The organism is Streptomyces sp. NPDC018964 (assembly GCF_044390325.1).
Classification (GTDB): Bacteria; Actinomycetota; Actinomycetes; order Streptomycetales; family Streptomycetaceae; genus Streptomyces.
This window is the reverse complement of record NZ_JBIRYZ010000014.1, coordinates 175,816-187,909: the sequence shown is the minus strand read 5'-3', so window position 1 is coordinate 187,909 and position 12,094 is coordinate 175,816. Positions and strand designations below refer to the sequence as shown.

The 12,094-nt window shown below is 69.6% G+C and carries 12 protein-coding genes and 2 pseudogenes; 7 read left to right on the top strand and 7 right to left on the bottom strand.

Features of this window, described 5'->3' with window-relative positions; all coding sequences use genetic code 11:
* Positions 1–111: 111 nt before the first annotated feature.
* Positions 112–282, bottom strand: a pseudogene (locus tag ACH5AO_RS23985) (LysR family transcriptional regulator); the annotation flags it as partial.
* 318 nt (positions 283–600) lie between these two features.
* Here ACH5AO_RS23985 and ACH5AO_RS23980 point away from each other — a divergent pair.
* Together ACH5AO_RS23980 and ACH5AO_RS23975 are read left to right on the top strand one after the other, a co-directional pair.
* Positions 601–1,134: a 2'-5' RNA ligase family protein gene (locus ACH5AO_RS23980; RefSeq protein ID WP_398927849.1), complete on the top strand. Its 534-nt coding sequence runs from the start codon at positions 601–603 to the stop codon at positions 1,132–1,134.
* A 319-nt stretch (positions 1,135–1,453) separates the two neighbouring features.
* Positions 1,454–1,981 carry a hypothetical protein gene (locus ACH5AO_RS23975; RefSeq protein ID WP_398927847.1) on the top strand — a complete coding sequence of 176 codons (528 nt, stop codon included), beginning with the start codon at positions 1,454–1,456 and terminating at the stop codon, positions 1,979–1,981.
* Positions 1,982–2,517: 536 nt separating this feature from the next.
* Here ACH5AO_RS23975 and ACH5AO_RS23970 read toward each other — a convergent pair.
* Positions 2,518–3,195: a response regulator gene (locus tag ACH5AO_RS23970; protein WP_398927845.1), complete on the bottom strand. Its 678-nt coding sequence runs from the start codon at positions 3,193–3,195 to the stop codon at positions 2,518–2,520.
* Positions 3,192–5,186, bottom strand: a complete 1,995-nt coding sequence (locus tag ACH5AO_RS23965) for a sensor histidine kinase (RefSeq protein WP_398927843.1) — start codon at positions 5,184–5,186, stop codon at positions 3,192–3,194. Before ACH5AO_RS23965 ends, ACH5AO_RS23970 begins: the two co-directional genes overlap by 4 nt.
* Before the next feature lie 148 nt (positions 5,187–5,334).
* Here ACH5AO_RS23965 and ACH5AO_RS23960 point away from each other — a divergent pair, with 148 nt between their 5' ends.
* From ACH5AO_RS23960 to ACH5AO_RS23945, 4 genes and pseudogenes are all read left to right on the top strand, one after another.
* Positions 5,335–6,030, top strand: a complete 696-nt coding sequence (locus ACH5AO_RS23960) for a hypothetical protein (protein ID WP_398927841.1) — start codon at positions 5,335–5,337, stop codon at positions 6,028–6,030.
* A gap of 35 nt (positions 6,031–6,065) precedes the next feature.
* Positions 6,066–6,437 carry a hypothetical protein gene (locus ACH5AO_RS23955; RefSeq protein WP_398927839.1) on the top strand — a complete coding sequence of 124 codons (372 nt, stop codon included), beginning with the start codon at positions 6,066–6,068 and terminating at the stop codon, positions 6,435–6,437.
* A gap of 38 nt (positions 6,438–6,475) precedes the next feature.
* Positions 6,476–7,303 carry a hypothetical protein gene (locus ACH5AO_RS23950; RefSeq protein ID WP_398927837.1) on the top strand — a complete coding sequence of 276 codons (828 nt, stop codon included), beginning with the start codon at positions 6,476–6,478 and terminating at the stop codon, positions 7,301–7,303.
* A gap of 138 nt (positions 7,304–7,441) precedes the next feature.
* Positions 7,442–7,588 (top strand): annotated as a pseudogene (locus tag ACH5AO_RS23945) (ATP-binding protein); the annotation flags it as partial.
* Between the two features lie 86 nt (positions 7,589–7,674).
* On the opposite strand, the gene ACH5AO_RS23940 reads toward ACH5AO_RS23945, so the two are convergent.
* Positions 7,675–8,487, bottom strand: a complete 813-nt coding sequence (locus ACH5AO_RS23940; protein WP_398927835.1) for an alpha/beta fold hydrolase — start codon at positions 8,485–8,487, stop codon at positions 7,675–7,677.
* A 329-nt stretch (positions 8,488–8,816) separates the two neighbouring features.
* Positions 8,817–9,332 carry an IS3 family transposase gene (locus ACH5AO_RS23935; RefSeq protein ID WP_398927865.1) on the bottom strand — a complete coding sequence of 172 codons (516 nt, stop codon included), beginning with the start codon at positions 9,330–9,332 and terminating at the stop codon, positions 8,817–8,819.
* Positions 9,333–9,495: 163 nt separating this feature from the next.
* Here ACH5AO_RS23935 and ACH5AO_RS23930 point away from each other — a divergent pair, with 163 nt between their 5' ends.
* Positions 9,496–9,930, top strand: coding sequence for a DUF5959 family protein (locus tag ACH5AO_RS23930; protein WP_398927833.1), 435 nt, complete (start codon positions 9,496–9,498; stop codon positions 9,928–9,930).
* Between the two features lie 210 nt (positions 9,931–10,140).
* On the opposite strand, the gene ACH5AO_RS23925 is transcribed toward ACH5AO_RS23930, so the two are convergent.
* Positions 10,141–11,100, bottom strand: a complete 960-nt coding sequence (locus ACH5AO_RS23925) for a LysR substrate-binding domain-containing protein (protein WP_398927831.1) — start codon at positions 11,098–11,100, stop codon at positions 10,141–10,143.
* Between the two features lie 208 nt (positions 11,101–11,308).
* Complete coding sequence (locus ACH5AO_RS23920) at positions 11,309–12,034, bottom strand: alpha/beta fold hydrolase (RefSeq protein ID WP_398927830.1); 726 nt, start codon at positions 12,032–12,034, stop codon at positions 11,309–11,311.
* Positions 12,035–12,094: the final 60 nt, after the last annotated feature.

Below are 12,094 nucleotides of genomic sequence, written 5' to 3'. Positions count from 1 at the left end.
GACGCGGTCAGCGTGTCCGGACGACGCGAGACGGACGAGAGGACGGACCGCCTGGTGATCGAAGTCGTCGACGACGGAATCGGCGCCGACCCGGCCGGCGGATCCGGCCTACGCGGCCTCGCCGACCGCCGCACCCGCCGGTGTCAGCCGCACCCGTCGGCTGGTGCGCTCGAAGAGCCGCGTGCCCGGTTCCTCCTCCAGCCGCCGGATCCGGTGACTGAGGGCGGACCGGACGACCGGGCAGCGTTCGGCGGCCCGGGTGAAGTTGCCGGTGGTCCGCACCGGGCCTTCAACCGGTCAACGGCCCACTACAGTTCGGGGACCTGAAGGTCCACCGACGAGACCGACTTGGCGGAACCTTCCGAGCCCGCCTGCACGCCGCTTGACCGGGCCGGACGATTGTTCCGCGCCCACAGGGCCGGAACAGCGCCTCAGCGGCATGGGCATTCAGCGACGCCGACTTCGCGGGCGAGCCGGGCCCCATGACCGGGCCTCCGGTCTGACAAGCGTGGGGGCACGTCTCCCCGGCCGCGCTCCCGGTTTGACGGTCCTGCCGGCGAGGGCGGTAAAACCGCAGGCCCACGCGGGTAGGCTGCGCCAGTGCGCACAGTCGAGCTTTTGTTGGACGAGGCGGCGGACCTCGCGGTCCGGGAGGCCTGGCGGCGGCTCGCGGACGCGGGGCTGCCCAGTCAGGCACGTCATCGCTCACCGACCAACAGCCCGCACCTGACCCTGGCTGCCTGCCCGGAGTTGACCGCTCCGATCCGCTGGGAGCTTGCCGAGGTGGCCGCCACTCTGCCGCTGCCGGTACAGGTCACCGGCGTGGTCCGCTTCGAGCGGCCGACCTCGGTGCTGGCCTGGGCGCTGCGTCTCGACTCCGCTCTGGCAACCCTGCACGGCCGGGTGTGGGACGCGGTGGCCTCGGACAGTCCGCCCGGGGCCCTCAACCCTCTCCACACCCCCGCCCGCTGGAGCCCGCACATCACCCTCGGCCGTTCCCGGCGGGTCGGCGTCTTCGTCGGCCCGCGAGTCCTCGAACTGCTGCCGGTGCCGCCGTCGTCGATCCGGCTCACCACCCTGCGCAGCTACGACACGGAAACGGGCACCCTGGAGGTGCTGGAGCCCCGTCCCTGAGAGGACTTCGCCGAGTCCGTCTCGATCTTGATGTTCCGTATGCCCTGCCGAGTACGGGCCGTTGACAGGGGGTGCGGACGCCGGTCCGGTACTTCAGTGAACCGCTCCGGGTCACTGGACGCTTCGGAGCGGTTCACGGCCCCTGCCGCCGCCCCGTACGCGCCTGCGCAACTCCACACACGAGACCAGAACTCCTGGCTCGGAAGACCAGATGTGTGATGCGGACAGGCTGGTGACGCGGTCGGCGGGTGAATCGACGACACCACCGGAACCTGAAACAGCCCACGCCGGGACGCCGGCACCGCGAGTCACCGCGCTTTTGGCAGAAGCCGGCCGCCGACCAGCACGAACGGCGCCCAGTAGTGGGGATGCCGGAAGAGGCGCTCATCGTCACCCCAGCGGATTCGACCGTCCGCTGAAAACGGCCCCGGCCGAACGCCCCCGCACCTTCCTCGTCGACGAGTCCCAGTGGCCAGGCGGGGAGGCCTTCGAATACTTCCGCCACCTGTGGGACGAACCCTCCACCCAGCTCGCCGTCATCTTCATCGGCGGCGCGGGCCGCCCCACCGTGCCGCACCGCGAACCGACGCTGTCCTCCCGCACCTTCATCCGGCAGCAGTTCACCCACCTCACACCCGACGAGGTCCTCGAGGTGATCCCGCTGTTCCACCCGGTCCGGGCCGACGCGGACCCCGATGACATCACCTTCACCGACGGCCACGCCGCGCACGGCGACTTCCGCGCCCGGGCCCAGCTGACCGCCCACACCCGTACCGCTCTGGCACGCACCGGCCGCCCCCACGTCGGCCAAGAGCTGCTGCGCTGGGCCTTCAGCCGCCTCGCCTGACCACCACACCCTCATGTTCCTTGCCGCGCCACCACCGTCCGTCACCGTGGTCATCGACCGTCATGACGACGCGATCCACACGCACACCGCACTGGCCGCCCACCGTCCGCCGTCCGGCCGGATCACCCTGCACCTTGGCCCGGGCACCACCAGTGAAACCGGCCTCGCCCACGACCTTCCGCCGCCCTGGGCGAACCACCCCTGTTCCCGGGGCGCTTTCCCGCCGGCCGTCAGCCCGCCTGGCAAGCAGCCACCGCCTGGATGACCGCCCTGCCCATCACCCGGCTGACCGTCCTGCGCGCCCACCGTCTTACCGCCCGCCGCGCGATGCGCCTCCTGCAGCTGCAGGCCCTCGCCGGTTTCCACCTGACCCCGGTCCGACGTCAACGCCCTCTCAGCGGCAACGGCGGCCTGGCGGGCGAAGTAGCCGGGGCTCGACCCGGGTCACGCGCTCCTGTACGCGGACAAGGGCGAACTGCCGGAGGACCGGCGGGACCTGCTGACCGCGACGTCGTAGCCGGCCCTCCGGGGGACGCCTACGCGGAGTGACGGGGGTTTCCCAGGCCCGCGTCCCGCGCGAGAGCCGCTGCTTCCGTGCGGGACCGGGCGTGCAGTTTCGCCAGCACGTCGCTGACCCGATTGCGGATGGTCTTCTCGGACAGGGACAGGCGACGGGCGATGGACGCGTTGTCGAGGCCGCGGGAGATCAGGTCGAGGGTCTCGCGTTCCCGGTCGGTGAGGTGAGGAAAGGGGAGGGGGGATCGGGCGGCGGGTGGAGTGGCGAAATGGGCCAGGACGCGCTCGGCGATCCGGGGGCCGAAGACCGCTTCGCCACGGGCGACCCCGAGCAGGGCGCGGTGGACGTCGGCGCCGTCCGACTCCTTGAGCAGGTAGCCACGCGCGCCGACGCGCAGGGCGGCGAAGACCGAGTCCTCGTCCTCGTCCATGGTCAGGATGAGCACGGCGATCTCCGGATGGGCCGTGGTGATCCGGGCCGTGGCCTCCAGGCCGTTGAGATTCGGCATACGCAGGTCCATGAGCACGATCGTCGGCCGCAGCCGGTCGGCGACCATGACGGCTTCAGCACCGTCGGACGCCTCTCCTACGACCGTCACATCGGGGAGGTCGGCGAGGACGGTGGCCATTCCGGCCCGGAAGATGGGATGGTCGTCGACGACGAGGACGGTGACCGGGGAGGGGACGGGGACGCTCACCGCTGGTCCCCCACCGGGAGGACCGCTCGTACGAGGGTGCCTTCGCCGGGCGCGGTCGTCACCTCAAGCCGACCTCCGACCTCGGCCGCGCGCTCCTTCATGCTGCGGAGTCCCACACCGGCCCTGTGCTTGGGCGGAATACCGCGCCCGTTGTCGCGGATCGAAAGGATCAAGACGGTGTCCTCCAAACGGGCGGTCAATTCGAGGCGGCCGGCGGCGCTGTGCCTGATGGCGTTGGCGACCGCCTCGGCGGCGATGGCGTAGGCGGCGACCTCGACAGCGGCCGACAGGCTGTGGCAGGCGCCGTCGATACTGCTGTGGCAGGCCGGTGTGTCGTATCCGGCCAGCAGTTCCCTCAGGGCGCCGGGCAACCCGAGCTGGTCGAGGACCGCAGGCCGGAGCCCCTGGACCACGGTGCGCAGATCGGTGACGGTGGAGCGGAGCCTGTCCCGGAGTGTCCTGACGCATTCCGCGAGATGAGGGTCGTCGATGCGCCGGGCGAGGGCGTCGAGTTGGTGGGCGGTGCCGGCCAGGGAAGGGCCGATGCCGTCGTGGAGGTCCGCGCGCAGCCGCCGTCGTTCCTCCTCGCGCACGGACAGGATGCGTGACCGGCTGCGGGCGATGTCCTCGACGAGACCGGCGGCGTAGGCGAGTGTTCCGGCGCGGTCCGCGACCTCTTCGACCGCGGCCTGCTCCTTGGCCGTCCAGGGATCGTTGACGCTTCGCCGCCCTACGCGCAGGACACCGAGTTCACGGCCCAGTGCCCGGCAGGGAAAGGAGCGCCAGCCCGCGTCGGCCGCCGGTCTGCCGGAGGCCGCCGCCACTGCGGGGCTCTCGAAGGCCGCGTAGGGCAGACGCAGCGCGGACCGCAGGGCGTCGACGAGATGCTGCATGGCTTCCGCCGGCTCACCGGCCGGAGCGACGCGGCGACCGACGTGCGCGACGACGGCGTACGGATCGTGACGGTGCCCGAACAGCGTCCGGTCGACGGCCGCCTGGACGGCGCCGCGGCCGTTGGCCGCGATCAGTGCGGTGAAAGCGAGCAGACAGGTCCCCGTCAGGGACCCGGGCGCGATCAGCCTCGCACCGGCGACGACCCCGGCGTACACCCCGAGGACGAGCGCGCTGAGGACTGTGAAGACGATGGCGCGGCCGAGGACGAGCTCCACATCGAACAGTCCGTGCCGCAGCATCGCGACAGCGACACTCGCGGGTGGGCCGAGCAGCCCGATCAGCATGACGAGATCGCCGACCAGAGCCGGCTGCTCGACGCCGTCCAGGAGGAGGGAGAGGAAGGAGAACGCCATCAGCAGCCCGCCCAGCATCAGCCACTGCAGCTGGGCCCGCTCGGCGCCGGTCGCCGCTCGGGTACGGAGGACGAGGAGGACGGCGGCCACGAGGGTGCCGCCGAGCATGGTGGCCGCGGCACAGGTGAACATCACGATGTGCAGCCACTCCCAGCCCGCGATCCCGAGTGGATTCGGGACACCGGGGACGGGATCGGTGCCGCTGGGCCGCAGCATCGTCGCCAGCGTTCCGATCCCGGCGACCGTGACGACGGCACAGGCGCACACCCGGCGCGGCACCGTTTCCAAGCGGCCGTACGGGAAGAGCAAGGGCACCAGAGGCGTGGCGAACCAGTAGCCGACGAAGCCCCAGCAGCCGACCCAGGCCCCCACCTCCCAGCCGGGAAGGGGTTCCGAGGCGACGAAGTGGCTGTAACCGGCGTAGTAGGCCAGCAGGTGGTACGGGCCGATCATCGCGGGCAGCAGCATCAGCCAGCAGACGGGATTGCGCGGCCGGCCCCTGGCGACGACGGCGCCCACCAGCGGCCAGACCGTGCCGAGCACGAGGTCGGACCAGTACAGGGGCGTGACGGCGATGCGTTCAGCCAGCCAGTCATGCACGGGTACCGTCGCCACGCAGCCCGCCGTGCCCAGCCCCGAGATGCCGTACGCGGTGTGACGCAGTATCCGGTCCCCTCGACTCACACTCGCATGTTCCCGTAATGCGGGCCCTTACCGGGTGTGATCCGGCGAAACCGTCCCGATCGTACGGGACCGGCGCCCCTGGGCCGCGGGACTTGTCCCGCGCGACAGTCAGATCGGTACGGACCGACCACACAGGGAGTTGAGGCGTATGACCACCATCGATCCGGATGCCCGCCCGGGGCGCATGGCGCGACAGGACGGCGACCGGAGGGCCAAGTGGCCCCTGTACGGAGTCGGAGCGGGCGCGCTCGGAGGAGTCGCCACGCTCTTGGCGGACGTCCGGGCCGGCACGGTCGAGCGGACCCCCGTCGAGGCCTCGGTCCTCGATGACGTGAGCCGCTCCGTGGCGCATCTCGGTCTCGTCGCCGGCTTCCTGACGGTCTCCCTGCTCCTCGTACTGGCTGCGGCATGGCGGCGTCAGGTCGAGCCGCGGGTGCCCTCCAGCACCGCCGCCTACGTGGTCAGCGGCGCCCTGACGGCTTCGGCCGCGGGACTGACCTACGGCTACGGATGGAAGGGCGCCCTGGCGATCTACCTGCCGGACGGCTTGGACGAGCGGTCCTTCGGCGAGAACGGGATGTTCGTCTACTTCATGCTCAACGACTTCGGCGGGTACATCGGCTGGCTCGGCGTCGTGGTCGCGGCCGGTGCGGTGGCCTGGATGGCGTTGCGTGAGCGCACGATCTCACGGTGGATCGGCTGGTGCAGCGTCGTGCCCGTACTGGCGGTCGTGCTCTTCGCGGGCATCACCGGCCTTCCCGGCTTCCAGGGCGTCGTCGGCCCCGTATGGATGCTGGTCACCTTTCTCGGACTGGCATGGGGGCGCAGCGCGATCGTCCGTTGACACGACCCTGTCCGCCCCGTACATCAGAGGGCCCCGTGCTGTCCCTCCCCCATGCCGCCCGCCGCGGCGCCGCGTGCGCGGCGATTCTCATGGCCGCGCTGCTGACCACGAGCGCCTGCGGGTTGGACTCCCCGCCGAACGACTCCGGAGCCCTTTCGTCCTACGACTGCACGGAGGAACCGACGGACGAACCCACGGAGGAACCGACCGAAGAACCCACGGAGCTCATCGAGCCGGTCGAAGCGTCGGTGCCCGACAGCGTCGTCGGTGTCTGGTGCGGCGGCAGCGACGCCGAGGGGCACAGGACGTATGAGTTCTCCAGAACCGGTGAGTTCATGGCGAGCAGGGGCAGCGCGGGTTTCCCGGGTGCCGTCGTCAGCGGCTCCCCGTACATGGCCTTCCACTAGATTCGGCGTCGCCAACCACGAGTTCCTGGAGGGACGCCATGACAGATGAACCGCAGCAACACTCCGAGCCCGGGCCTTTGCTGAACTTGGGCTGCCTGATGTTGCTGGTGGTCTTCGGCGGCCTGGCGACGGTGCTGTACGGCCTGGGAGCGCTGATCTTCGGCGACACCCCGGCCTCATCCGCCGTCACCGTCCTCCTCGCGGGCCTGGCCGCCTCGGTCCTGGGCGTCGCCGTCATCAAGCGGTTCCCCCATGCCGTGGAGATGAAGGGATACGCCCCGTCGGCACGTGTCACCCGCCTGGCGGCCGAGCGTTCGCTGGGCGATCACGTCTTCACCCGCAAGAACACCAGCCCGCTGGAGATCGTGGCCGGCACGGTGACCATCGGCGCTGTGATCGTGGGAGCCCTGTGGAGCGTGAACTGGGTCCTCGGCAAGACCGGGACCGACATCCCCGGCCTGCAGAAGCTGGTGACCGCCGTGGTGCTCTGTCTCCTCGCGGCACTCGTCCTCGTGATCATCGCGCTTCCAGTCCTGTTGTGGAGAATGCCCAGGGGATTCGTTCGCACGCATCTGTACGCGGGCGGGCTCGTGTACGCCTCCTACGGCCGCCCTCGCGCCGTGACCTGGGACGACGTCGACCGCCTTGTGCTCTCACGACCGGCCCACGGAGCCGATCTCTTCGGCGGCAAGGTGGTCGCCTACCACGTGATCACCCATGCCGGGCACCGCCTGCGGATCGACGCCCATCCCCACCTGGAATCCGACCCCCTGGGCGAGCACATACTGAACGCCGTACGACTGCGTCGGCGCCCGGTACTGGAGGGAGGCCCGGCGGCGGGCGACCCCGGTCACCGGCGGATCTAGCTTGATCTCCAACCTGTGCGGCGGGGCTGTGGAGCGGCCGACTTCTTCGTTCGCCGTCGCATCGGCTGTGCTTTGCGGGTGTGCGCACGTCGTGGCGGGGTGTGAGCTGGGTGTTCCTGCGGCCCGGTGGCCGTCCGGGACCGGGCCGCCCGCCGCTCCGAGCGGCGGATCAAGGCGGCTGGCTTCCCCCGGGAGAAGCCGCTGCGGTCCTTCGGCTCCGAAGCCGACCCGAACATCGATCCGGCCACCGTCCACACCCTCGCGAGCTGCGAGTGGATCAAGAAGGTCGTGCGGGAGCGGGGAAGCGAAGGCCGAGCCGCTGATCCGGCGTGCCGGTTCCCGGGCGCGGTCAGGCTCTGGGCTTCTCGTGGTCACGCGGTGCGGGGCTCCGCCTCCCGCCAGAACGCGTCGACGCGGGCGTTCCATTCGTCGGGGATCTCCTGGAAAGGCTGGTGTGCTTCCTCCTCCATGACCGCGAACAAGGCGCCGGGGATCGCGTCGGCGACGGCGCGGCAGAGTTCTGGGCGGCTGGTGGAGTCGCGGCCGCCGGCGAGCACCAGTGTCGGCACTTCGATGTCCGGCAGACGGTTCGTCGTGTCGTGGTCGAGGACGGCGTCGAGGAAGCGCTTCAGGTCCTCGGGCGTCTGCTTGTGCGGGAAGGCGAGCACATCCTCGATGAACCGGTCGACCGTGCCGTCGTTGTGTGCCCGGGCCGTGTAGATGTCCAGGAAGAAGCTCTCGAGGAACGTGCGTTCGTCGGGGGACGTCTCGACCAGCCGGCGGACGAACAGGCACCACCGGCGCAGGTAGGCGTCCGGCACCGACCAGGTGCTCTGGAGGACCAGGCTGCGCACCAGCCGGGGGTGACGAAGGGCCAGCTCCTGGCTGATGACGCTGCCGCCGGAGAAGCCGGCGACATGAGCGGAGGGGATGTCCAGCGCCCGCAGCAGCGCGGCGGCGTCGTCGGCCATCGCTTCGACCGAGACAGGGCCCTCGGGCATGGCGGTCCGGCCCGCTCCCCGGTTGTCGAAGGCGGTCAGCCGGTAGCGGTCGGCCAACCCGTCGAGCTGGAACTGCCAGGACTCGACGGTGTCACCGAGCCCTCCGACCAGCAGGACGTCAGGCCCGGTACCGACCTGCTCGGTCCAGACGTCCAGCCCGTTCGCGCGCACGTACTGCCCCATCGTCCGTACTCCCTTCACGGTTCTTCAAGGGTCCACCCGTCGAGCACGGCACGCCAGCCAGGCTCCGGCCCGCCGGCCCCGGTGCGGGAAGGCCGCCCGGACTCGGACCGTGTCCTGCGCGGTGGGGGCCGTGTCTCGTTCGGTGACCCTCCACTGTCGGCTTCAGCCCTTCACCGTCGTGGGTGTGGGCGCCTGGGACGCCGGCAAGGAGCGCAGGCACCCAAGCACCACCGCGCACGCCGACCGGAACCTGACGCGGGCCCGGCACCGTCTCCGGCGCCACGAAGGCCTCCCGCCAGGACACGAGGGAAACCGCGGCGCCCATCCGCTCACGCAGCCGCTGGACCACCCTCGCGACGGCCTCCTGCAGGCCACCCGGCAACCCCACCCGCCAGCCCCGGTCCGGGGCGTCGGCGACGAAGTCGCGGCCGACGAGGTCCAGGGGCCCGGCCGGTCCGACCGCCGGGCAGCGTGATGATCACCCGCCGGCCAGTGCAACGGGATTCCGTGTGGCCCTGCCGGTTCAGCTCCCGCCAGGTCATCCTCGCGCCGTGGACACGGTGGTTGGTCTCGAAGATTTCGTTGATCCGCTCTTTCAGCTCGGCGTTCTCCTTCTTCAGCCGCTTCAGCTCGGCCGACTCCTCGGTCGTGGTGCCCGGACGGGTGCCGGCGTCGGTCCGGTCCTGCCGGACCCATGTGCGCAGCGTCTCGGTCGTGCCGATCCCGGGCTTGGACGCGACCGCTTTCATCGCGGCCCACTCGGTGTCGTGGTCAGGCCGTACCTCGGCGACCATCCGCACCACACGACGGCACAGCTCAAGCGGGTAAGGGGAAGGACGGGCCAGGACTCGGTCCTCTCAAATGATCGAGTGGTCTGCACCGGTCCTGCCGGCGCCGCCGCCACCGGTACCGAGTCGGCCTCAGCCACTACCGCTGCCGCGGCCACCGGCCGCCATAGCCGCCGTGCAGTATATGAATACGCATCGCGCAGAAAGGGGCGGTACCGACGTGCCCGATTCCAGCCCACTCAAGCTGCTCTGCCTTTCGGACGAAGAGCAGAGCGTCTCCCTGTGCGTCATCGGAGGAATGAGCTTCTCCGGCACCGGCCAGTACGACGCCCTCCACGCTGAGATCGTGGTCAGCACCGGATTCGTCAGTGGTCGCGTCGAGCTGTGTCTCAACGCGTACGACCTCGACAGTTGGGCCGAGGTTCTGGAGTCTCTCGCGGCCGGGAGGAAGGCCACCTGGCTGGAGAGCGGACGCTCCCCGCGGATCATGATCGACCCCACGGAGGAGAACGAGAGCGGGTGCACGGAGGTGAGCGTTTGCGACGTCACTGGCTCACAGGTCTTCGTCACCGTGCCCCTCGTGAATCAGCCCGATTGGGGCGCACACCGCCAGATGCTTGCGGCGGTCAGAAGCCGATTCCGGCTGGAGCGGTGAGAAGGCGGGGGACGGCCCACCGTGCCGCCCCACCCGTGATCAGCTCAACGACCAGCCGGACCGCCGGCCACAGCAAGTGCGGCTGCAGTACTGCTGAAGTCAGCCTCTGGCTGGCCCACGGCCTTCTCCTCTGACGTCACACCTGCTGCGACGGCCGGTCCGGGTCACGCGGACAACGCCACGGCGTGCAGCCGCTCATGCGGCAGTTCCTCACCGGGACACCTGTCCGTGCAGAGATTGCTCGATGTCGATGCCCACCTGGCTGAGACAGTCAAGGAATATGCGCACCGCGGGACTCATTGTCCTGCCCCTGACCACGCTCACACCCACAGGACTGTGCACCCCTGGCAGATCCGTGCTCAAGACGGACAGATCCTTGTCTCCTCGGACAATGAGAACAGGCAGTACGGCAAGCGGATCGGTCTCTGCCAGAAGGGTGCGCACGGTCAGGATCGACGTGCACTCGACGCGGTTCGCCGGCACGTCAAGACCGCGCCGGCTGAAGAGGAGTTCCATCTCGCGGTGCAGTGCCGTTTCCGGAACGGGAAGCACCCAGGGATACCCCATCAGCTCATCCAGTCCGGGGTCCGTCAAAGTGGCGGCCGGATGATCGGAGCGTACGACGATTCGAATCGGCTCGTGATACAAATTCCGCCAGGCAATTCGATCGTCGTCGCTCGCCGGAGTCAAGCGCCCGATGACCACGTCGACATCGCCGATGATCAGACCTTCGGCCAGGCGGTCCGGAGTCGCCTCGCGAACCGACACCGTCACATTCGGATAATCCCTCTTGAGACGTGCGATGGTTCTTGGCAACAGCAGGTTGGCACCGCTGAGGTGGTTTCCGACCGTCACCCTGCCGACTGTTCCGCTCTGCAGCTCGGAAACATGCTTTCCCGCCAGCCGGATCTGCGCCAGGATCGCTTGGGCGTCCTCGATGAAAACGGCACCGTAAATCGTCGGGGTGACACCGCAAGGACCGCGGGTGAAAAGTCCCACGCCCAGCACCGCCTCCAGTTCCCGCAAGCCGCGGGTGACGACGGGTTGCGTGATGTGCAGGCGTTCGGCCGCCCCCATGAGACTGCCCTGTTCGGCGATCACTGTCGCCAGCACCAGATGGCGCACTTTCAGGCGGCCGTCCAACAATCGGCTGAGGTCCATGGCACCCATCGCTTGTCGTCCTGTCGAACCCTGCCGGGAGGAAATGCCGTCCACCGGACCTGCCCCCTGTCGCAGCCGATAGGTGGACGCTGCGGCAGGGGGCCGTGGGCCTTCGTACGGTTCCGCGGCTTCCGGAGCCCGCGGAGCAGTCGGACCCTTGAGCTCGTCCGCCCCCTGGCCGTTCCTCCGGTGGCCGGAGGAACGACCTCGGCCCGGATCAGTCGCGGCCGGCCTCGACCATCTTCTCGGCGAGCAGCTTCGGGTTGGTGAACATGACCTCATGGCTGCCGGGAAGCTGGACGAGCCGGTGCAGGCCGAGCCGGGACGACATGCGCGGGTGCCAGCCCCACTCCCCGGGGGGCAGCGCCGTGTCCTCGGTGCCGTTGAGGTAGGTCTTCGGGGTCCCGAGCCGGTAGAAGCGCTTCAGGTCGAGCTTGTCGAGGATCGGCCGCAGAGGCTCGGAGGAGAGCTGGTCATAGGTCCGCCGCGCGGTCTCCAGATCGGCGTCCTGGATGAACGCCTCACGCCAGATGTCGAACGGCAGGGTCACCGTGTTGTCACCCGAGGCAGCGGCAAGCGTGGTGAACATTTCCCGGTAGTGGGGAGGAAGTTCATCCATCTGGCTGTTGCCCGCCCGCGGAACGAAGGCGTTCCAGAACACCAGACGTCGCAGCCGCTCGGGGATCTCCTCCGCGACGCGTGCGATGACGGTCCCGCCGAAGCTGTGGCCGAGCAGCACGAAGTCGGTGAGTTGATGTTCCTCGACGTAGTCGACGATCGAACGCACACAGTCGTTGTGGTTGACGTTCTTCTCGACATCCTTGCCATGGCCCGCCACGGTCGGGGCATGAGCCGTGTGCCCCATCGCCTCGAGATGCTCCACGACGGGTCCCCACAGGGGGCCGTCGTGCCACGAACCGTGAACTAGCACGAATGTGGTCATCAGCTCGTCCTTCGCGTTGGTGAGTGCACCGAGCGGTTCGCGGCAGTGCGCCGCGAACCG